Below are 23742 nucleotides of genomic sequence, written 5' to 3' on the forward strand. Positions count from 1 at the left end.
GGCTAATTCCCTCCCCTGGCTGTCGGCGTAACCGGCATTGCGGGAGTCGCCGGGGGCTCTTCGACCGGCGTTGATGTGGTGATCAGTCCCACATCGGCGATGCCCGCTCCGCGGATGCGGTCCATGACCTGCATCACCATGCCGTAGGGTACGTCCTTGTCAGCGCGCACGAAAAGCTGCCGGTCCTGTCCCTTGACCTGGACGGCCAGCACATCGGGCAGATCGGCCAGGCCCGTTTCGTATTCGTCCAGGAACAGCGCTCCGTCGGCTTTGATCGTCAGAATGAGGTGATCGTCTTCGGTGGGCAGTACCTCGGAGGACTCCACCTTGGGCAGCGCCACGTCCAGGCCTTCGGTCATCATGGGAGCCGTGACCATGAAGATGATGAGCAGAACCAACATGACGTCCACAAAGGGAGTCACGTTGATGTCGGCCACGAAATCGTCGTCAGAAGAGGCGCCCATGCCTAGTCCTTTCCTGCGAAGCTGATGCCGTCGCCGTGTTCGGCGGCTTCGTGCTGCAGGCGGTTGAGCAATTGCCCGGCGTAGTTGATGCATACGCCCTCAATGCCGGTCAGCTTGGCCCGGAACATATTATAGCCGCATACCGCGGGAATGGCCACGAACAGGCCGACCGCCGTGGCGATGAGGGCTTCCGCGATGCCCGGAGCGACCGTTGCCAGTGATACGCTCTTCATTTTGGCAATGGCGGTAAAAGAATGCATAATGCCCCATACCGTGCCGAAGAGACCGATAAAAGGAGCGGTGTTGGCCGCAGTGGCCAGCAGGGCCAGGGACGACTTGAGTTTCGCAATTTCCTCGGCAATGCCGAAATGCAGGGCGCGGCGAACGTTGTCGTTGAGCAGGCGTTCCGTGTCTCCGGTGCGGGTGATGCGATTGTATTCGCGCACCGCGCGCCGGGTAATGCCGTAGAGAGGAGAGCGCTCGTCGGCTGCGACTATGGGCAGCGCCCGTTTCAGCTCGCCGGCCTTGTCGAAGGCTGACAGGCCTTCATGCGCACGACGCTGCGCGGCGCGCAGCGTCAGCCATTTGCCGCACATGTATGTCCAGCTGGCGATGGACATGACCAGCAGCAGTACCAAGACGAATTTGGAAATAAGAGTCGCTTGCAGTACTGCGTGAATCAAGGAATCCATTCTGTCATTCCCCCTCTATATGAAATTGAAATTTAAATCTCTTTTCATAAAAGGACAAGCCGTTTCACCCGACACGCAGCCTCATGACCGGCATGGCGTCTGCGAAGGTGCTATGCCGGTCTGCCCGCAACGGCCGTAAAATCCGGCGAGAGCGGTTTGTCTGCACGGAGTTTCATTTCGCGGCCAGCCAGAAAGTGTGCCTGACCCTTCGCGCGAGAAGAAAACTCACGATAAAAAGACTTATGGTCAGAGACAGCCACCAGCCCCGTATGCCCAGCAGATCGGGAGAGAGTCCAAGACCCCAGGGGAGTGGCATGCCTGACAGCACATAGCCGACCGGTATGCAGAAAAGCCAGTAGACGATTGCTGTGATTACAAAGGGAGCTGTGGTATCGCCCACTCCGCGCAATACGCCGTTGAGGCAGACCTGCATGGAGTCGGCCAGTTGGAAGAAGGCGCCGAAGCGCAGGGCCGAAGCCGCCAGAAGGGCTACCGCCGTGTCTTTTGAGAACATGTATGCGAGACTGGGGGCGCCTGCCAGCATAAGAACAGTAAAAACCAGTCCGATGATGACGCTCAGGGCCATGATGCCCTTGATGGCGTCGCGTGATTCCGCGACGTGCTTTTCTCCCCACAAATTGCCCACCCGTATTGAGGCGGCCATGGAAAGTGCTGCGGGGGTGGCGAAAAACAGCATCATGCAGCTGAAGGCCACCTGGTGGGCCGCAACGGCTGTAACTGTTGTTGTGCTGATAAAAATGGTGATGACGGAGGCAACGAGATATTCGGATGTTATACCGAAAGCAACGGGCAGCCCCAGCTTGAAAAATTGTTTTATGGTCTGAAAGCGCGGCCACTGGATGTGGCGCATAAATCGTCTTGCGGCGAAGTGCTTTGAAAAGCTGATATAAAAGGCGAGCATAAGCAACAGAAGGCCCATGGATATGGCCGAAGAGAGGCCGCAGCCCTGAACTCCCAGGGCCGGTGCTCCAAGGTTGCCGAACATGAGGGCGTAATTGAGAATGGTTTTGCAGCCCACAATGATGACGGCCATGACCGTGACGGGAAAGACGACATTCTGTCCTTCACAGAAAAAGCGCAGGCTGACGGCCATGCCGCCCAGCGGAAGCCCCCAGGCCACGGACCATATGTACGCGCGGGAGGTCTGCATGAGTTGGGCGTCCGCGCCGAACCAAGCGGCGTACTGCGAAAGCGGGATGATGATGCACGAGGCCGCGAGCCCCAGAACGCCGCCCATCCAGAGTCCCTGGTGGCCCAGAACCACCGCGCCGTCCCGGTCTCCCGCGCCGTGACTTTGCGCCACGAGGATCAACACGCTGATGAGTATGCCGATCACGAACATATAGACGGGCATCCAGATGGCCACGCCGACAGCCACGCCGCCAAGCTCGACTGTTCCCAAGCGCGCGGCCATGGCCGTATCAATGATGCCGTTGGCGATCTGGGCGTACTGGGAGATCAGCAACGGTCCGAATATTTTGAAAATATGCGGAGCTTCCTGACGCAGGGCTCTGAAATAGGGCATCATGTTCTCCAAAAAAACGGGTTGAATGCTGTCATTCTCAGCCAATCTGAACAAGTCTATCCGTCCCGGCTTCTTAAAACTGCTCCATTCGGCAGAAAATATGTACAAAAGCGTCACGGGTTCCCGGCCGTCCGGCTACCATGCCGGTGGGATATAGCCTGCGGCGGCCGCCACGGCGTATACGGCGCTGCCCAGAAACAGCAGAAGAATAATGGTCTGTACCGGGCGGCAGGCATACCAGCCGCACTGCCACGGCAGGCGCTCGGGGTTGGCCTTGCGCGCGCGGTTCAGCATGAATATGGGCAAGGTGGCTATAAACACGCCCCCGAAGGTTCCGGCAAAGTAAAGCGCGTCCACAAAGTTCGCGGCATTGGAATAGGCTATGAAGAAAGGAGGAATGCAGACCAGGGTGAGCACAAAAAGACGCTTTGCCGGGATGGTGTCCCTTCCGATCATAAAGTGGTCAAAAATATTGCTTACAAGGCTGCCGCTCAGGCCCCAGTATGAGGTCAGCATGGCCAGCAGCGCGAAAACATTGGCCGTGTAGTACGCCCATACGCCAAGCGTGGTTCCCCAGGTGATGGTCGCCACCTGGCTCAGATTTTCCATGCCGTCCAGGCTGATGACGGCGGCGGGTACCGCGGCCAGCAGGATGAAGCTGCCCGCGATTCCCGCGATGATGGCGGGAGCGAGCCTGCGGGGCGTGTCCTTGTTGCCGCGGGCGATTTCAGGAACCATGTACTGGGCTGAAAAACAGAAAACCGCAATGTTGAAAACCGGCAGCATATTCGGCCATTGCGCCTGCCACAGGTTTTGCAGGGTGGATTTTTCATGGGTGATGGTCGCCGCAATGAGAGTGGCGATGAGCAGCACCATGGAGCCGCTAATCAATGTTATGCCTTTGCCCACAGCCTTCAGGCCCGTGTACAGTATGATGACGGCGGGGATGAAGAACAGCAGGCTGCCGATGGGCCTGGTGACGCCCATTGAGCCGAAGAAACTGTTCATGATTTCTCCACTGCCTGCTATGTAGGCCGTCAGCGCGCCGTAGCTGTTGGCCGCCACGCCCGCGAAAAGCAGCCATGCGCCCGCCCTGCCCAGATGGTGCTCCGCAAGTCCGCTGAGCTGGTGGTTGCCCTTGGTGCGCAGGCATATTTCCGCGACATACAGCATGGAAATGCATGTAAAAATACCGGCGACGGCAAGCCAGAGCAGCAGGGGCAAGTAACCGGCCTTGCGCGAGGCATAGGCCAGTCCCAGTATGCCTGCGCCGATATTGGTGCCGACGATGATTCCTATGCTTTCCGCAAGAGTGAGTTTGTGCAGGGAGAGGCCGGAGTCACGGACAGGGATGTTTTTGCTGTCCAAAGCAGAACCTACATATGGCCGCACGTGGGTTTCCAAGGGAAAGCCTCCTATATTGCGGGCACGTTTTCATGCGCGCGGGCATGCAGATATTCGAGCGTTTGCCCGCACAGCCATCCGGCGACCGTCAGCCATATGAAGGCCAGCCCGTATTCATATCCGGGAACCAGCGCCAGAAGCAGGCCCGGATCTTGGACGCCGAAGAGTTTGAGGTATTCAGCCGCGGCGTCCGCGAGCCCCCAGAGGGCCGCCGCGTAGCAGGCGGCTCTGAGGCCTCCTGTAAATCTGTTGAGAAAGGCGTGGCACAGGGCCAGAGCTATGCACGGCGGATAGATGAATTGCAGTATTGGCGTAGCCCAGGTGAATATGGCTTCAAATCCGGCGCAACTGACGATGAATGCCGTCAGAAAGCAGAGCAGGGAGGCAGTTTTGTAGGATATTTTCCCGCCTGAAGCCTCTTCGATAAAGGAAGCCGTTCCGGCAAGCAGTCCTATGGCTGTGCTCAGGCAGGCCATGAAAAGGCAAAAATTGAAGACTATGCCTCCCGCCACACCGAGTTGCACCAAAGCGAGGGTGGCTGAGAGTTTGGCATAGCTCAGATCGGGAAAGACGCTGCTGGCCGTGCTGCCTCTGTACATCTCGCCGAATTGCGCGCAGGCCATGATCAGAAAGCCCAGCAGACCCGCCACGGCCAGAGCGCGGTTGACGGACCGCGTATCGTTGCCCAGACGCATTTGCAGGTCATAGATGATAAAGCCCGAAAACATGATGGCGCAGATAAGGTCCATGGTCTGGTAACCGTTGATGAATCCGTAGCCCAGCGGGTGAAGCGCATAGTTTTTCCCGGCGGCCTCGCCGACAGGCATGTATATGGAGACCGCTATGATAATGATTTCCATAAGCAGAAAGACGGGAACAAGTATTTTCCCGACCCGGTTAACAATGGCGCCCTTCTGATAGAAGAACCACAGCGTCACAAGGTAAAAGGCAAGCATGAACAATATGGACAGCAGAAAGGCGCGACCCCCGGCCTCTATGGGAAAAAGCCTGCTGACGGCGTCCCAGGATGCCGCGCTCATGCGGGGCACGGCAAAGAGCGGCCCGAGAGCCAATACAGTGATGCCGCCGTAGATCAGGCAGAATTTGCGGCCGACGTTTCGCGTCAGGCCGTAAAACGTGGCCTTGCCCTTGCTGACGGCCAGATATCCCAGCCATGGCAGAAAAATGCCCGAAAGGAAAAAGCCCATGAAGGCCACGGGGTAGCTCAGGCCGGAATCCCGCCCCCAGGTTGTGGGCCAGAGCATGGAAGCCGCTCCAAAATGCAGGGAAAAGATGGTCGCCGAGACCAGAAGGAGAGCGCGGAAAGACAATTTGGCGCGTGGTATTTTGCCCATGCTACCTCCGCCATACGGGCAGGGAGTGAATGTTGCTGCTGGTGTTATTTGAAATATCGCCTTGTTGTGAAAAAGATCAGGCCTGCCCGGCGTCGAACACGCGTCGCAGCACGGCCATGTCGCGGCTGTCGATGTCGTCGGTGGAAGCGTGCGTGCCGGGCGAAGACGGGGCGGATGGGATTTTCCCCGTTTCATCAATGCGTCGGCACAGGGCGTTGACGGTCTTTGTCTCAAACACGTCCTTCATGCTGAAGGTGATGCCCTCTTCCTGTGCCAGGCGTATCATATGCAGCACATGCACAGAGTTGCCGCCAAGTTCGATAAAGGACGTGTCGCGATCCATCGGGTGCATGCGCAATATTTTTTCCCAGATGGAGGCAATGACATCTTCCATCCGGCGCGCCCCGGCGCGGCTTTCCCCGCCCTGCGGCTGGGATATTCCGGCATGTTCGACGGGTTCGGCCGGGGGGTGGACAGCGGGCGTTTCTTCCGGGGAGATCCAGATGCGCCTTTTCCGCATGGGAAGCCGCGGCAGGGGGCAGCGGCGCGCGTCAGCGCGGATGCCCCGCCAATCTATGTCCGCCCCATTGAGCCACAATTCTTCCGCTATCGATGCCGGGACCTGATGCCCGCCGTCTTCGGCAAAGGGAGAGAAGGCGATAATGTCCGGGCCGACATGCTGCCGCAAAAGGGAAGACAGCACACTGCCCGGACCGACTTCCAGCGCCATGCGCGGGGTGGCGAAGGCCGTCTCGAGGCATGCGTCGAATTGCACGCAGGAACGGATGTGGCGCACCCAATACTGGGGCGACGCCATTTCATCTCCCGCCCAGCGGCCGGTGACGTTGCTGATGACCGGAATGGACGGGGCGTTCAGGGGGATGGAAGCGGCAACAGTCTCAAAAACTTCGAGAATGCCGTCCATGGCGGAGGAATGGAAGGCATGGGACGTGCGCAGGAAAATACCGGCCCCGCCTGCGCATTCCAGCGCCTCCCGCGCCTGCTCCAGAATATTCTCCGGCCCGGAAAGCACGCAATTGGACCGGCTGTTGACGACGACTGTTTCCATTCGGTCCAGAAGGGGGCCAAGGGCCAGGCTCAACTTTTCGCGCGGCAGCAGGGCCGCGAGCATTCTTCCTTCGGGGGCCTGCTGCATCAGGGCTCCGCGTTTTGTAACCAGCCGGGCCGCGTCCACCGGCGTGAACACTCCGGCGAAGCAGGCGGCGGCAATTTCGCCCAAACTGTGTCCCAGCAGGCATGCAGGCCGGACTCCCGCTTCCTCGAGCAGGGTGGCCAGGGAAAGCTCAAGGGCGAAAAGAACCGGCTGCATCATGTCGGTCCGCGTGATGCGCTCAAAAGAACCCGGCTCGTCATCCCAGCTCTCGCGCAGCAGATTGAGAATGTCCGGACCCCCCGCCGCAAGAATATGCCTGCGGTTTTCGGCCAGCAGTTCACGAAAGCGCGGGTTTTGCCGGTAAAGACTCCGCAGCATGTGGGGCGACTGCGAACCCTGGCCCGGGAAAAGGAAGCAGATTTCTTTTTTGCCGTCCGCACTTTTTACGGGAAAGCGATCATGATTGCCGAGCGCGGCGAGAACGTCCTGTGGGGTCTGGCCTGTGACAATGCGCCGTAAACGCCCGTGCCGACGCCCGGTGGCGAGGGTAAAGGCGAGGTCCCGCAGTGGGGGAGGGCTTGGCTCTTCACGCTGAAGGCAGGTGGAAAGGGCCTGCTCAAGCCTCTCCATTTCCCGCTCCGTGTCCGCCGACAGGAAGAGAGGCTGGGGCTCGGGCGGGGAGGATACCGGGGTGGACGTTTTTTGCCGTGCGCCCTGCAGGATCATGTGCACATTGGTGCCGCCGAATCCGAATGAGCTGACTCCGCCGATACGGTTTTGCGGGTCGTCGTCAAGAGGACGCGGCTCCGCGTTGACCTCGAACGGGGCGATGCCGTCGCCGAAGCGGGGATTGATGCGGGTGAAGTTGGCGGTGCCGGGAAATACGCCGTGGTGCAGACTGAGCGCGGCCTTGATGAATCCGGCCAGGCCGGAAGTGGCGTCAAGGTGCCCCACGTTGCCCTTGACAGAACCCAGATATACAGCGCTCTTTTTCTCATGACCGGCATAGGCCGCGCGCAGGGCCGCCACTTCTATCGGATCCCCCAGAGGTGTGGCTGTGCCGTGCCCCTCCACAAAAGCCATGTCGGACGGGCATACCCCGGCCATGAGCATGGCCTCCTGTATGACGGCGGCCTGGGCGGCCGGGTTGGGAGCCGTGAAGCTGACTTTTTCCCGCCCGTCGTTATTGATGGCGCTGCCGCGTATGACGGCCCAGATTCCGTCTCCGGCTTCCACGGCGTCTTCCAGCCTCTTCAGCACAACCGCCGCGACGCCGCTGCCGAAGATCGTTCCGGCGGCGTTTGCGTCATAAGGTCGGCAGCGGCCGTCCGGCGAGCGCATGCCGCCGGGTATGTACATATAGCCAAGTTCGGCGGGCAGGGGAATTGTCGCCGCGCCGGCGAGGGCTCTGTCGCACTCGCCGGAAACAAGCGCCTGGCAAGCCATATGCAGGGCGGCCATCGACGATGAGCAGGCGGTCTGGACGCTGACGGCTGGGCCGCGCAGCCCCAGTCTGTAGGCTATGCGGGTGGCGAGATAGTCCTTGTCGTTTCCGAGCAGCACCTCAAAGGGATCGAGCGTTCCCGTCAGCATGTGGCTGTACAGGTTGCCCAGCATGTATGAGCTTATGTTGACGCTGGCATAGACGCCGGTTCGCGTTTTTTCGGCGTCGGGCCGCGTGTCGCCGGAATTTTCCAGCGCGCGCCAGGCCGTCTCCAGCAGCAGGCGGTGCTGCGGGTCCATAATTTCGGCTTCAGCCGTGGAAAGGCCGAAAAAGTCCGGGTCAAAGAACTCCACATCCTCAAGGCGGCAGCACATGCGTACATATCCGGGAAGCCGCCAGACGTTTTTATGCGGACCCGCGTTGAGCGCCTGTTCACTGACAGGGCTCATGGCCTGCCGACCGGCCAGAAGATTTTCCCAGAATTCCTCAAGCGAGGCCGCGCCCGGAAAACGGCAGGCCATGCCCACCACGGCCAGAAAATCATTTTGTGTTTTGTTGCAGTCCATCAGTAATGCTCCCGCCGGAAAGAAGCCGCTCTCGCGGCGATTCTGCGCGCCCGCATGCCGGAAGGCGGCTGCTCCTGCGCGGGCGCGCATGCCTGAGGCCTTCCGCCTACCTCACGCCCGCGCAACAGGGCCGCCTGACTTTCAATCGTGGGGTGTCGGAACAACTCGGTGAGGGGGAACTCCGTGTGGAATTCTTTCTGGATGCTTTCGTGAAGCTGGACGAGTAAAAGAGAATTGCCGCCGGCTTCAAAAAAGTTTTTTTCCGTGCAGATGTTCTGAAGGCCGATGGCTTCCCGCCACAACCTTTCAAGAGTCCTTTTGACGCTGTCCCCGATTGTCGGCATACCGGACGGACGTTCCGTATTTTCCGTCTCCAGAGATTTCAGAAGAGTTTGCCTGTCGATTTTTCCCGAGGGCGTCCGGGGCCACTGGGCGACCACCCTTATATTGTCCGGCACCATTACGGTTGGAAGCCTTTCGAGCAAAAAACCGCGTAACTCCTGCGCATAGCGGTCCTGTTGTTCTTCCGGAACATGATTCTCCATGGTAATGAAACCGGCCAGACGCTGATGCCCGAATCTGTCACTCCAAATCCCGACAACGGCCTCCTGCACGCCCACGTATGCCTGCATAGCATCCCTGACCGCATCGGCCTCGATGCGAACGCCGCGTATTTTTATCTGCTGATCCCTGCGTCCCAGATAGTGGAGGTTACCGTTCTCATCTATCCGGCCCAGATCACCGATGCGGAACCAGCGGCGTTGGCCGTCCTCGCCGTCAAGGCGCAGGAAGGCTCTGTTATGGTCAGGCGTCCTGTAACCCCGCGCCAGGCTCGGCCCGGCGATATGAATGACGCCCGTGCTTCCGGCCGCGACCGGCAGGGAGAAATCGTCCATAAGAGCCACGCTGGTCCCGTCAATGGGGACGCCGAGCGGCACGTCCTTCATGGCGGCGACATCTTCCGCATTGTCCCCGGATATGCAGAAATACGTGGCGTCCATGACTTCGGTGGAGCCGTAGAGATTTACGATGAGAATGCCGGGGATGGCCCTGACGACAGAAACCGCCAGCTCCGGGGCAAGGGGTTCGCCGCTGCTCAGAATGGTTTTCAGACCGGGCAGCTTGCCCGCGATTCCTCCCGGGACCCGCGTCATGGCTGAGAGCAGGGAGGGGACAAGGACGATCTGCGTTACCCCGTGGCGTTCCATTTCCTCCACCATGGCGGGCACATTCCGGGCCGGGGCGCGGTCTGTGATCAGAAGCGGCGTTCCGGCCAGCAGCGCGCCGAAAACTTCCCACAAAAAATCCACAAAAAGCGGAGACGTCTTGAGGTAGGCCAGGTCGCCGTCCTGCCAGGGCAGGCGACGCCACATCCATTCCCACCGATGGGCCATGGCTCCGTGCGTAAGTTCTATCCCCTTGGGAACGCCCGTACTGCCGGAGGTGTGGAGAATGCATGCCAGGTCTTCGGCGGAGGTCGTGCACGCGGGCGGAGGCGGAGGGAGTTGGGCGGCGTAATCCAACCGGAGGGGAGCGGGCAGCAGGCGGACGGCCCCATCGGGCAATCCGCTCCGGCACAGGACTTCCAGATGCTCGGGGGCGGCAACAAGAATGGATGCGCCGGAAGATAAAAGAATATCTCTGTTGCGGGCGGGCGGATGGTCGGGGTCGAGAGGAACCCAGGCCGCTCCCGTGCGCCATACGGCGAGCATGACGACAATCAGATCCAGGGACGAGGCTGGCATCAGGGCCACGATTTTTCCGGGACCAAGGTCCTGTCCTCTCAGAAGGCGTGCCGCGCCGTCAACCATGGCCGCAAGCCGGGCATAGGTGATATCCTGTTTCGGCGCATCCGCATGCCTGGGTGGACGGATTTTCAGGGCCACGGATTCGAAGCGGGTGTGGACGCAGCCCATAAATCTGCTCCAGACATCCCGAAATGCATGGAGCTTTTCAGGTCCGGAAATGACGGATTCATGACCGCTGAAGGGAAAAGAAAAAATTTCGGGGTCACGCAGCAGCACGCGCAAGGGGGGAGCGGGATCGGATGCCAGCTTTTCCGCCATGACGGACAAGGCCCGGCAGGCGGCCTTTGCGGTCTGAAAGGAAAAAATATCCGTGGCATAGGTCAGGTAGAGGGTATGTCCTTTCGTCCCGGGCTCGACAAGCAGCTCCATATCCAGGTGGGTCGAGTTTGAGGGAACAAAGATGGAGCGCAGTTCAAGACCTGCGGGCAGATTGCGCGGCATAGGCGCGTTCTGGTAGGTGAGGGCCGCCTGGTATACAGGGTTGCGGCTTATGTCGAGGTTCTGTCCCAGGCCATCGGCGATAAACTGGAAGGGCAACCCGGCGTGCTCAAGGGAGAGCAGCACGCTTTGCCGGATGTTCCGGAGGTGGGAGATAAAGTTCGCGTCGGAGTTAATATCCGTCCTGACCACAAGATTGTTCAGAAAAAATCCTACCATCCGCTCTGTCAGCGGATGTTCCCTGCCGGATATGGAACTGCCGACGGCAAAGGAGGACTGTCCGGACATGCGGCCCAAGATAAGGGCGTATATTGCCAGCCAGGCCATGAAGGGGGTGGCTCCATGCCGGTGGGCCAGTGCGTCGATGGCGGAACTGACTTTGTGCGGTACGGAAAAGGAAAGGGTATGCCCCTTGAAGCTCTGCACGTCGGGCCGGGGGAAATCTGGGCGCACTTCCAGGCTGGGCAGATCGTCCAGGTGCTTTTTCCACCAATCTCTTTCCTGCCGGGCATGCGGCCCGTCCATGCCGGCCCGCTGCCATTGGGCGAAGCGCGCATAGCTTGGCGGTTTCGGCAGGTCCGGGACGTTTCCCGTGCATATGCCTTCGTAGACAGCGAAAAGTTCATCAAGAAAGACAGCCAGCGACCAGCCGTCAAAAATAATATGATGAAACGTATAAAGCAGTGTATTGCTGGTATCCTCAAGTTGATAGAGCGTGCCGCGCGCCAGGGGGCCGGAAGCCAGGGAAAAACCGGTCGCAGCTTCTTTTTTCATGGCTTCCCGAAGCGTTTTTTGCCGCTGTGCGCGGTCGGAGGCACGCATGTCGACCATGCGCAGGGCGCATTGTTCCGCATCAATATGCTTCAGTTCCGGCGTGCCGTCCGGCGTGGCGGGGAAGACACTTGTGAGGCATTCATGCCTGGCAATGACCGCAAGCCATGCCTGCCGGAAAGCCCTATGATTCAAGCTTCCTGTAATTTCAAGGCCGAATGGGATATTGTAGAAAGGATTTTCCGGGGAGAGACGATCCATGAACCAGAGGCGCTCCTGAGCAAGGGAAAGCCCGTTTGCGCCTTCATTCTCCGGGATCATTTCCCACGGCGGCGCATCATGCGATTCGGCCGGACCTTTTTCAGCGGCGGCCTGCTTTTGAGGGTAGATGGAAGCCGCGAGGGCAGCCAGTTCCTCAAGGGACAGAGCCCGCAGATTTTTCCCGGATATGGCCACGTTGAACCTCCATGGCGGGAAGGAAAGCGTCGTTGACAGGAACCCGCCGGACGGGAAGTCCGGCGGGTCTCCAATACGGTTAGAAGCGGTAGGCCAGTTCCACGCCGAAGGTCTGCGGAGGCGCCATGACGCCTATGGACGTTGTGGATGCATAGGACTGAAGGTAACGCGTACCGAAAATATTTTTTCCGTACAGATAGATGTCGAAGTTGTCCCCTTCATATCCGAGACGCGCGTTGAAGACGGTTACGGGATCACGGTAATAGTCATTGGCGTCATCCCAGTAGAGCTTGTCGGCATAGATGGCTTCCATGCGGGCGAAGACTCCTGAGGAATGCCTGTACTGCAACCCGGCGGTGCCGGAAAAGGTCGGCGTGTAGGGAATGCGCTTGCCGTCATAGGAGACGTCCTTGCCGGTCGTGGTATCCATGGTGCTGTAGTCGTCATACTGCGCATAGGTATAGCCGCCGCTCAGATCGAATTCGAGGCCTTCGAGTATCCTCCAGGTAAGGTCCAGTTCTGCGCCGTAGCTGGAAGCCCTGCCGGCGTTTCTCGCCACATACGCGGCAAGGGTGGGGTTGTATTCCATGATCTGGAGATTTTCGAAGGTCGAGTAAAACAAGCTCAGATTTGCCAGGAATTTGTTGTCAAACCAGCCGGTTTTGGCGCCGATTTCATAGTTCCAGGCGGTCTGGGAATCGTAGGTGAGCTCGGTCGGCGTGGAAGCACCGTAGTTGAAGCCGCCGGGCACGGCACTGCGGCTCACGCCCGCGTAGATCATGTCGCTGGGGTTTATCTGCCAGGTGAGCGCAAAACGGGGCAGCAGCTCGCTCCAGCTCTTGTCCGGGCTGGTCTCCATGGGTTTGGAACCGAAAAGCGCCTGCATGTCGCTGTTGGGTTCATATTTGATGGTGGCGGACTTGTAGGCGTTATACCAGCGCAGTCCGGCGATGGCATGGATCGATTCCGTAAGCGGAATGTCAATCTGACCGAAGGGCGCTATTTCCTGGGTGGTCTGCTTGAAGGGCTGATTCAGTGATATGTTGTCGAAACCATACATGGGCATGTAATTGGCGTAGATGTTTTTGATGTCCAGGTCGGTATAACTTCCGTACAGTCCGAGCAGCCACTGCACCTTACTGTCTTCGGGGGAATTGAGCCGGAATTCCTGCGTGACTTCTTTGCGCACGATGTTGCGGCCGGAGGTGTCCGCCATGGGCATCACCGGGTTGAGATATGCCTGGAAGTCTATGGTTTCAGTGCGATAGGTCGTTACGGAGTTGAAGGTCATGAAATCCATGTCCACCGAGGCGGTCAGGGCCAGATTCAGGGTGTCGCTGTCGGAGTAGTCCTTGTTGGTGGAAAAGGAGTCCAGAGTCGGTTCGTCTCCCTTGATGTAGGCGGGTCGTTCGCGCGAGCGGGTGTAGTCGCCGTGCAGGGAAATATCAACCTGCTTTGTAGGCGTGAGGCGAAGCGTTCCCTTGAACCTGTCTTTCTGACTGGTATTGCTTCTGTCGCGGCCCGAGACGTCCATGTAGCCTTCCGACTGATCATGCATGGCGGACAGGGAGATATAGAACAGGTCTTCTTTCAGAGGGCCGCTCACGGTTCCGCCGAGGGCGTAGCCCTCATACGATTCGGCGCGGGTAAAGACCTTCCCCCTGATAGTATTGTCCGGTTTTTTGGAGATGACGTTGATAATACCGCCGAAGGAATTTTTGCCGTACATGACGCTCTGCGGGCCTCGCAGCACTTCGACCCGTTCGATGTCCAGAAGAGAGGCGTCCATGTTCATAAAAGTGTCCGCGGGAACGCCGTCCACATAGATCACCAGTGGGTTGGTTTCCGTGGGGATGACCGTGGGCGCGCCGCGAAAGGACATATAGTTCATGCCGCCCATGCCCCGGTTGACGGAGAGGTTGGGTACGCGCCGCAACACGTCGTCAATCTTGGTGACGCCCTTGTCGTCAAGCTGTTGTGAATCCAGCACGGTCAAGGTCATGGGCGTCTTCTGTACCTCGGTTTTTCTTTTATCCACCGTCACGATAACCGGCGGCAGTCCGTACGGCGTGGCATTATTGGTTTTTGCCTCATCCGTGCCCGAGCTTTGCCGGGGTTCTTTGGCGTCGTCTTCCTCCGCCATGGCGACGACTGGCGCAGCGCACAGGCATGCGGTGATCATAAGGTACAGGCAGTAGTTGCCAAGTTTGCTCTTGGCTGGCGACATGGGTTCCTCCTTGGAAATAAAAATGAATTTCTTTTTCAATTGGACGACGTGCGTCCACCCCCAATACGTGTGTTTGGGCGCGGAACTGCCCAAACACACGTCAACTTGTTCAAGGATATGGATAGCAATACAAAAAAGCACCCCCGGAAATGTAAAAAAATTATCCTATTGCGCTTCGGGATTGGGAAGCCATCCCTCCTTGAGCATAACGCTGTGGTATTTTTTAAAAAGTTCAAAGGAAAACGGAGGAATTTTCGGTGCGGCCATGCCGAGGGTGTTGCTCATGTCGATGCGCAGGGGCTTTATGCTGTCGCCGCCGTCCTGCCTGACCATGGAAAGCAGTATTCGCAGATTGTCGTCATTGCTGCCTTCCGCCTCCCGATTGAGATGCCGTACCCAGTCCGAGGAGGGCACAAGTGAAACGTTGTAGCCCAGGCGGTTCAGGTAGTCTGTCCAGCAGCCCCACGGTTCCGGTCTCGGATTGCAGATATGAAAGGCGCGGCCGTAGCTTCCCGCGCGGGTCGCTATGCTTGGAACGACAGAGGCCGCCACATTAACGGGAACAATGTCCACAAGGCGACGGCTTTCAGGCACAAGACCCATCTGGCAGCAGACCCGCAGGAGCCGCCAGTAAATTTCCGTCGTATCGCAATGATGGCTGACAGTGTCGCCGCCGACGGTGTTGAACCTGTAAATGGCTACCGGCAGCCCCCGGTTCCCGGCCCTGCGCACCATGGCATCCATAACCCATCTGCTGAGGATATAGCCGCTTGAAAGTCCCTTGTTGGATGTGAAATCATCGTCTTCCCGGATGATGCTGTTCTCTTCACGCGCACTGTGGTCGGCAATGGACAGGCTGCTGATAAAATGCAGAGGCTTGCAACGGCCCGCGCAGCAGAACGCAATGACCTCTTTTGTGCCCGCCGCGTTGATCCGGCGCAGGTTGCGATAGCTTTGCGCCAGATTCACCTTGAGGCCGCTGTGCACAACAAGATCGACGTTGTCGGCCAGGCGCGCCCACTCCGCCTCGCCCAGTCCGAAACGCTCCTCGCCCAGCCGCCCGGGAACCATGCGCAGATGGCGCGCGTAGTCGCTGTGCCAGCAATGGGATTCGCGCATGCGCTGTTGCAGGCATTCCAGCGGACCGGCATTGCCGGTGGAGCCTTCCGGCTCTTCCAGGCAAAGGATGGTGCAATCGCGCCGCTCCAGCAGATGAGACAACACCCAAAGCCCGATGGCTCCGGGAGCGCCTGTCACAAGGATGCGCTGGCCGGGGAGCAGAGGATGAGCCGCCATGGAGGCCGGCACAGCGGCGTCAGCCATGTGAATGTCCTCCTCGGGCAGACCCTCGGGGATATTGAGATGGGCGTCGGACAGGCCCCCGACGCACCCGGGCTTCACGGTTCCGGCAAGATAGGCGGCCATGTCGCGAAGGGTGGGAACCTGGTAAAGATCCCTGAAGTTCACATGATTGCCGAATTCTCCTCGCAATATAAAAGCCAGTTGCGTAATGGAGATGGAGTTCCCGCCCAGCCTGAAAAAGTCGTCTTCCCTGAAAACATGCCGCACTGCGAGCAGGCCGCGCCATATCTCGGCCAGCCTTTTCTCTTCGCTTGTTTGCGGCAGGCTGCCCTCTGCATCCTGTTCCTGGCGGAAGGGATTGGGCAGTTGCTTGACGTCAATTTTCCCGGTGAGAGTTTTGGGTATGGATTTGGAAAACAGCAATATTTCCGGTCTCATGGGAGCGCTCAACTGCTCCTCAAGATATTTTTCAAGCTCTGTACGCACGTTGATCTGTACGCGGTTCTCAACGGGAGAGTTGGATAGCGGGCCTTCCGTGCGGTCATCAGCGCCGGAAAGGGGAAGTGCGGCTTTGCCGCTGCCCTTGGGGCGGAAAAGCGCGTCGATGGAAAGTCCGTCAGAAGCAAAATGGACATCCACCTCGCATTCCGTTTCCTGGGCAAGATCATGCAGGGCTTCGCGGGTAAATCCCGCACTTTCTTCATGAGCTTCGCTTTTTTGTAACAGCATGGACATGGAGGAGAACATTTCGCCTGAAGCCACGGCATCTTCAAGCGCCATTTTGAAACGCAGCCAAGGGGTCAGGCGCGCGTTGGCCATGCGCCGGACGCATAAATCCATCCCCTTTTGCGTGGCTTGGCGGACCATCCGGGAAAGTTCCCGCCGCCCGTGCCTTGCTGCGTCCCATTGGACGGAGCTGCCGCAAAATTCGCGCAGAGGGACGGTATCCAGGTAAAGAAAAGCCTCATAGCGGAACCGTGTCAGTTCGTTGTCGGCATGTCCGCGCTTGGGCATGGTTTCCACCGCGCGGACGCGAGGCAGGATGCCGGGCAGTTGATGGAAAAAGCGCGGAGACACCAGCAGTTCTTTTTCGCCGCTCTTCATCCTGGCCGTACGGCTCAGCACGTCCGTAACCAGGAACTCGTTTTCCGTGCCGCGCTGGTCCTTGTGGCTATGTATCAATAGACTGTAGAGAAAAATATCTTCCGCATCATAATTGCGCAGATCTCCAAGATATATCCTTCCGCCGTGGCCCAGCTTTCCTATGGCCTGTTTCAGGGCCGTGAGCAGGTATTTCCTGTCGGGAAAATACTGAACAACGGAATTGTATACCGCAGTGTCATAGGGCTCGTCCCTGATCATGGAAAGATCGTGCGCATGCCCTTCGTACAGGCAAACGCCCTTTGTGGATGCCTGCCCGTCCCGCCACGGGGTTTCCAGGGCCTGGGACAGGCGCAGCAAGGCTTCCGGCGCATTGTCCGTGCCTGTGTACTGGCGGCAGACGGCCTTCAGGGGGAAGAGCAGAAAACCTTGCCCGCAACCGATCTCAAGAATGCGCTCCGGATTCAATGCCGTGATGGAACGCACGGTTTCAGCCATGCACTCGTCCATTTCCTCCCGCGTGAGCGGCAGGCCGGTATAGCTGCTGACCCATATATGGTAGTCTGCGGTGAAGTTGCCTTTTTGCGCGATCTTTTCATAGGTCGCGTTGTAAAGATGCTTCCACTGCTCAAGATGGCTTATACCGGCATTGACATGATCATTACGGCGGCTGTCAGGAGCGATATAGGCCACAAGCCGTTTTTGTTCCGTCCTGTCAAGAACGCCGTAGACAACGGCCTCTGAAACGGCGGGGTGCTTTTCAAGGATGTGGCGTACTTCATCAGGCTCCACGCGTACGCCACGTATCTTGACCTGCCTGTCTTTGCGGCCCTTGTAATAGAGAAGGCCATCTTGACCTATATGGGCCAGGTCGCCGGTGGAGAACCATGTCGCGCCGGGACTGAATGCCTCCAGTGCCGGAAATTTGCGGAAGCACTTGCGGGTCATGTCTTCGTTATTGTGGTAGCCTGTGGCAAGGCAGGCCCCGGAAACAAAAATCTCTCCCTCTTCCCCGCGTGGCAGGGGGCGTCCGTTTTCATCCACGACGGCGACAAGGGTGTTCGCAATGGGCTTGCCGATGGAGACCGTGTCGCCCAGGCTACCGGAAGCGGAAGCTTCATGCCAGGTCGCGTCCGCCGTCACTTCTGTCGAGCCGTAGAGGTTCAGGAGGCGCACTTCCGGAACTTGGGCGAGTATGCTTTCCACCAGCCTCGGTGAAAGGGACTCGCCGCTGCAGGACAAAAGGCTGAGACAGTTCATCCACCTGCCGAACAGTCCGGAGCCCACTAGGGCGGAAAGCAGCGAGGGCGTGATGACCAGGCGGCTGACAGCATGCTCGTGGACAAGTTCCGCGAGAGAGGCAATGTCCTTGGCGGAGTCGGCGCTGGGAATCACCACGGGCGTGCCCGCCAAAAGAGCGCCAAAAATTTCCCAGAAAAAGTCTGCGAAAGCAGTGGTCGTTTTGGCGCAGGCCCGCTCGCCTTTTTGCCAGGGGTACTCTTTCCACATCCACTGAAGGCGGTTGCCGAGACCGGCGTGGCTCAGGCAAACCCCTTTGGGCCGCCCCGTTGAGCCGGAGGTATACAGTAAGCAGCCCACATCCCTCTGGTCTGCCGCAATATGCGAGGGTAGAGAGCGTCCCGCATCGTCCGTGGCGTCGCTGTCGAAGCCGTCAATAAAGAGAACGCTGTTCAAGGAGCCGGGCATGTGTCGGTCATTCCACAGGCCTTGCCCGGCAATAAGAACGGTTATCCCGGAATCTTCAATTATTCTCGCTGATTGTCTTTCAGGATAGATTGGGGGCAGGGGCATCCATGCGCCGTTCAGCCGCCATACGGCCAGCATGGCGGCGATCATGTCGGTGCCGGGTACAGCGCGGATTCCGGCCTTGTCTCCGGCGGCGAATCCTCGGCCATGAAGCAGGGCGGCAATATGATCCGCCTTCTTGTGCAGTTCGCCGTAGCTGACAATGATATCCCGCTTTTTGCCACTTTTTTTGTCCGCCGGATCTGCCGCCAGTATAAGGGCCGGTTCGTCCTCTTTCCGTTTCACCAGGGAATCAAAAACAAGCCAGGGATCAAAGGGGGGGAAAATATGCTCCTCCCCGGCAAGTATAACAGCCTTGTCCGCAGGGGCTGCGGAAAGAGCGGTGGTGATCTGGGAAAGAGGGAGATCCCGGCCATGCGCCAGAGCGAGCATGAACTCCTTCATTTGCAGAAGCATGGTTTCCGCATCGAAGTCGGAAAAAAGTCGACGGTCATAGATGAGCACCAGGCGAAGCGTATGTTCGGGAAAGCCCATGACGGTCAGGGGGTAACTGGTTTTTTCAAAGCTTTCCTCAACGGTCATCTCAAAGGGAAGTTCCCCATTGCCTTGGCCGGAAATATTCTCGAATACGGTCATAGTATTGATAAAACTGCCGTCTGCGCTGGCGGTGCAGAGTTCACGCAATGCGGTGACTGACACATGGCCGTGCTCGGCTGCTTCAATCATGTCATTCTGGATGGATTGCAGCCAGTCGCGGCATATCTGCCCGTTGAAGGCAATGCGAATGGGAAGAACGTTCAGCAGCGGGCCGAAGATTTTTTCAACATCGGGAATTTCGGCTGGGCGGAGCGCAAAGCTTGAGGCGAAAAGCACGTCGGCACGGCCTGAGTTTACGGAAAGAACATGCGCCCATGCCGCCTGAAAAAAGACATTCAAGGTCAGGCCCAGCCCGGCGGCGGATTGTGTCAGAAACGCCGTTTCGTCCTCAGTCAGTGAATGCTCCAGCCTGCCCGGCATGCCGCTTTGATCCGCTTCTTCTCCGTCGTCTCGGGGATGTTTTTTCCTCCGCGGCAGGGGAGGGCATTGGGCGGCGTCAAGTTTGGCGGCCCACCAGCGCAAGGAGGTTTCGCTGTTTTTGGCTCCTAAATAGGCCACATATGCGCGCATGGAGGGGAGGTTGCCTCTGCCGGTCGGTAGTGGAGAAGATCCGCAGGAATAGGCTTTGCAAAACTCTTCGAAAAGCACACCGATTGACCAGCCGTCCGCCACAATATGATGCAATGTCAGCAGCATATGCAGATGGTCATCCTTGAGGCGGTGGAATGCCAAGCGAACCAGCGGCGGTCTGTCGAGTGCGAAGCTCCCGGCCCGGTCTTCTTCCATAAAGCGGCGCAGTCTTTTTTCCTGTTCATCCGGAGACAGGGCGCGCAGATCTTCATGGTGAAATCTGTAGTCAACCTTGGCATGCACCGCCTGCAGGGGTTTGCTCAGTCCTTCCCAGTGAAAGGAAGTACGCAGGGAGGGGATCCTTTGGAGCGTCAGCATCCAGGCCGCGTCCAGTTTTCGCATGTCAAAGCGACCCCTGACGGCAAAGGCGTACTGCTGGATATAGACAGAGGCACCCGGCTCTTTAAGGTCGTGGAAGAGCATACCGGCCTGGAGCGGAGTTACGGGGAAAACCTCTTCAATATTGGGGGGCAAGTCCATGACGACCTCGGGAAGTAATCTTTGATGTTATAGAAAAGAATTTTAATTTCATTTTCATTAAGTGCCTGGGCCGATGTAATGATTCTCCCATGGCCGGTCGCGGCTAAATGCTCCAGGACTTCAGGCGTTCCTGGCATTGCCAGAATTGATAGTAAATGCCCTTGAGGCGCATTAGTTCCTCATGGCTTCCTTTTTCAGCAATGCCGCCTTCCTTGAGCACGAGTATCTGATGCGCCCCGCGCACGGTGGACAGCCGGTGGGCGATGATCAGCAGAGTCTTGTTCTTGACGAGGGTCTTGAGCGCCTCCTGGATCAGGAGCTCGTTTTCGGGGTCCACGGAGGCTGTGGCCTCATCAAGCACCAGTAGGGGAGCGTTTTTCAAAATGGCTCTGGCTATGGCAATGCGTTGGCGCTCGCCGCCGGAAAGGCGAGCCCCGCCTTCCCCGACCATGGTGTCGTACTTGTTTTCCAGTTCCATGATAAATTCATGGCAGTGAGCCTTGCGGGCCGCCTCCATCACTTCTTCTTCGCTCGCCTGGGGAGAGGCCATGCGTATATTGTTCAGCACGGTATCGTTGAACAGGTATACATCCTGAAATACCACGCTGAACAGTTTGTAGAAATCGTTTTGCGAAAACGTCCGAATATCGGTTCCGCCGATACGGATAGATCCGCCGCTGACATCCCAGAATCTCAGCAGGAGGTTGGCTGTGGTGGTTTTGCCGCTTCCGGACTCCCCGACAAGGGCGGTAACCGTACCCTGAGGCATGTGAAATGATATATCGTTCAGGACCTGGCGTTGCCCATAGGAGAATGATACACGGTCAAAAGTAATGTTCAGATCAGCTGGTGGCGTGTAGCCGGGCAACTGGGGTAAGCTCTTTTCCTGAAAAATCGACGTAATACGGCGCAAGGATTCCGTAGCGAATCTGAATTCCGTCAAAAAGACGCCAATATTTTGCAATGGTTCGTAAAATCTGCCGCTGATAAGAAGGATGAAAAGCAGTACGGCAGCATCAGCCCTGTGAGTGGAAACGGCCCACCCGCCGACAGCCACGGTAGCGATAAAGACTATATCCAACAGAGAGATATAGGAGCGGCACAGGTCGCCGACCTTGATTTCCAGCTCAAGGGCGAGCTTGCGAAAGCGGGCGTTGGCCATTGTCCAGGGCGTAAAGCCGCGTCCCGTGATGCCGTTGGCCTTGAGCTCAGCGATGCCGCCGAGGTATTCCAGGAGCGTGCTGTCCGCCAGAGCTCTGCTGTCCAGGAACCCCTGCGTTTTTGAGCCGGTGGCGGTGTAGGCCCTGTAAAGGATGGGCAAAGAGGCTGCAATCCCCACCAGGGGGATGAGGCTCAGGGGGCCGGTCACGAATGCCGTGGCGATTCCCAGCATGAGAACAATGGCTATGCAGGCGGCCATCTCTTGAATGTATACGCAAAAAATGGACTCAGCGTCGACCATGTCGTGCAGAAAGCAGCCGCTGATCTTGGCATTGTTGGTGCGCCTGAAGTACGAGAGCGGCAGTGTGCGCAGGTGGGCGGCAAGGCGAACCCTTATGTCGGCGACAATATCATAGCCCGATTTCAGCGAAGCGGATGATGCCGCGAAGCTGACAAAGTAGTACCCCAGCGCGAGCAGGAGCAGAGCGAGGCTGAATGCATGAATGCCGATGTATGTGGGATCTGACGTCAGATAGAGCATTAAAAAGAATACCAGAAGATAGGCTGCGGTCTGTACTGCCTGAACGGAAAAAGTCAGTACAATGGCCTGTAACAGGGGCTTTTGCTTTCCCTGGATAAAGGCAAGTATATTCTTAAGCATCTTTGCCCCCGGAGCTGTTTTTTTCAGAAGGAGAACAGAGTTCCCACGAGCGTGTGGTTTGCCAGGCATCCCACATGCGGCTGTATACGCCGTTCTGCTGTAGCAACTCCGCATGGGTTCCGCTTTCTGCAATGGCTCCCTTGTCCAGCACGATGATGTTGTCGGCATGGGCGATGGACGACAGCCGGTGCGCGACGACGATGACGGTCTTGTTTTTCAGGAAATTTGACAGTCCTTTCTGAATGGCTTCCTCGCTTTCGGGATCGACAAAAGCGCTGGCCTCATCAAGCAAAACAACCGGGGCATTATGCAGAGCCATGCGGGCCAGGGCCAGCCGTTGGCGCTGGCCGCCGCTGAGGTGGACTTCGCCGCCGGAACCGATCCGGGTGTCGTAACCGTTGGGCAGGCTTTTAATGAATTTGTCACACTGGACCATGCGGGCGGCGGCTTCAATTTGTTCCTGTGAAGGGTTGTCCAGGCCAAGGCAGAGATTTTCCCTTACTGTTCCCGAAAAAATAAAGGGATTCTGAAAAACCAGAGCCATCAGTTTGCCGAGTTCGCCGCTTGCGAACTCCTGCAGATCTATGCCGCCCACGGTGATTCGGCCGGAACTCAGGCGCTCCATGCCTGCAAGGGCCGCGACCAGAGTGCTCTTGCCGGAACCGCTAAAGCCGACAATGGCGGTTATGGCGGATGCGCGGGCCTCAAAGCTTATGTTTTTCAGCACAGGTTTGTCGTCATAGTTCACTGACAGATTTTCAACCCTGAGGTCCGGCACAATGGAGCTGTCGTATTTGCGGTCGCCCCGTACTTCTTCCGGCACGTCCAGAAGCTGTTTCATGCCATGGTAACCGACACCCGCCTTCCACAAAAAAGTGATGAAGCGGGGCATGCGCGTAAGAGGGACGAAGGATATCCACCCCACCATTATGAACAACAGCATGATATCAAGCTGAATGTAACCGGACTTGTATAAATAGGCGCCTGCTATGGCTGTAATAACAAAGGCCATTGCGGTTATGGTAAGAAAATACATGCACCTGTGTAAAAAAACTTTTTGTATATCTATTTGTATTTTTTTGAAATTTTTTATTGCATCGTCCATTCTTCGATATGACTCATTTGTTCTGTTAAATATCTTTATATCCTGCATTCCATGTATAAACTCTATTGTATCAGAATGAAGTATTGATACTGTTTTGAAATATTCATCATTAAGAGTTGTATTCTTCATAAGTTTAAATGTTATATAATGAATATATATTGCAATTATTATTATTGAAAGGATTACAAAGGAAAGTGTTGTATTGATAAAGAAAAGGATGCATATGCACAGTATGGGAAGTAAGACACAGGCTATGCTGTCAGATATGTTATGAGCAATAAAATACTCCATTAATTCGATGTCATGTTTAAGAATTTTCTTTAATTCTCCAGTGCTTTTATTTGAAAACCAGTGCAGGGGAATTTTTCCCAAATGGTCCATCAATACCGCACAGATTTTTGTCCCAAATATGAAAGAAGCCTTATGCGCAAAGGCCGTGCACCGCGCCCTGCAAATGAAGACCAGGATGATAGCAATAGTTGCAATGGCGAAAAAAAGCGCCATCAAACTGTTGCTCGTACCGTTTTGCAGGCTGCGGAAAACCATCCAGGCCATAAAGATGGGAATAGGATAAAAAAACGCCGCCGCTGCGGCGAAGAAGACGGCCTGGCGCATAGGAGGAACGCTTTCGGGTGCCAGTTTCATGAGATGAC

The 23742-nt window shown here is 57.3% G+C and carries 11 protein-coding genes; all 11 read right to left on the reverse strand.

The annotated features are described in order from the left end of the window. Positions 1-2: 2 nt before the first annotated feature. Positions 3-464, reverse strand: a complete 462-nt coding sequence (gene tolR / locus AXF13_RS05190) for a protein TolR (RefSeq protein ID WP_062251917.1) — start codon at positions 462-464, stop codon at positions 3-5. Positions 465-466: 2 nt separating this feature from the next. After that, positions 467-1156, reverse strand: coding sequence for a MotA/TolQ/ExbB proton channel family protein (locus AXF13_RS05195; protein ID WP_062251918.1), 690 nt, complete (start codon positions 1154-1156; stop codon positions 467-469). Between the two features lie 172 nt (positions 1157-1328). Then, a complete protein-coding gene (locus AXF13_RS05200; protein WP_062254729.1) occupies positions 1329-2702 on the reverse strand; it encodes an MATE family efflux transporter in 1374 nt (457 codons plus the stop codon). Positions 2703-2837: 135 nt separating this feature from the next. Next, complete coding sequence (locus AXF13_RS05205; RefSeq protein WP_223299980.1) at positions 2838-4106, reverse strand: aromatic amino acid transport family protein; 1269 nt, start codon at positions 4104-4106, stop codon at positions 2838-2840. Between the two features lie 11 nt (positions 4107-4117). Beyond that, positions 4118-5461 carry a branched-chain amino acid transport system II carrier protein gene (locus tag AXF13_RS05210; protein ID WP_062251919.1) on the reverse strand — a complete coding sequence of 448 codons (1344 nt, stop codon included), beginning with the start codon at positions 5459-5461 and terminating at the stop codon, positions 4118-4120. 76 nt (positions 5462-5537) lie between these two features. Continuing rightward, on the reverse strand, positions 5538-8585 hold the full coding sequence (locus AXF13_RS05215; RefSeq protein ID WP_062251920.1) for a type I polyketide synthase: 3048 nt from the start codon (positions 8583-8585) through the stop codon (positions 5538-5540). Next, positions 8585-12058, reverse strand: a complete 3474-nt coding sequence (locus AXF13_RS05220; protein WP_062251921.1) for a non-ribosomal peptide synthetase — start codon at positions 12056-12058, stop codon at positions 8585-8587. Before AXF13_RS05220 ends, AXF13_RS05215 begins: the two co-directional genes overlap by 1 nt. Positions 12059-12137: 79 nt before the next feature. After that, positions 12138-14285, reverse strand: coding sequence for a TonB-dependent receptor (locus AXF13_RS05225; protein WP_062251922.1), 2148 nt, complete (start codon positions 14283-14285; stop codon positions 12138-12140). Positions 14286-14450: 165 nt separating this feature from the next. Continuing rightward, entirely contained in the window at positions 14451-20162 is a 5712-nt protein-coding gene (locus AXF13_RS05230) for a non-ribosomal peptide synthetase (RefSeq protein ID WP_062251923.1), read from the reverse strand. A gap of 103 nt (positions 20163-20265) precedes the next feature. Continuing rightward, complete coding sequence (locus AXF13_RS05235) at positions 20266-21984, reverse strand: ABC transporter ATP-binding protein (RefSeq protein WP_062251924.1); 1719 nt, start codon at positions 21982-21984, stop codon at positions 20266-20268. After that, a complete protein-coding gene (locus AXF13_RS05240; protein ID WP_223299981.1) occupies positions 21977-23734 on the reverse strand; it encodes an ABC transporter ATP-binding protein in 1758 nt (585 codons plus the stop codon). Before AXF13_RS05240 ends, AXF13_RS05235 begins: the two co-directional genes overlap by 8 nt. Positions 23735-23742: the final 8 nt, after the last annotated feature.

The sequence above is a fragment of the Desulfovibrio fairfieldensis genome (assembly GCF_001553605.1).
GTDB classification, from domain to species: domain Bacteria; phylum Desulfobacterota; class Desulfovibrionia; order Desulfovibrionales; family Desulfovibrionaceae; genus Desulfovibrio; species Desulfovibrio fairfieldensis.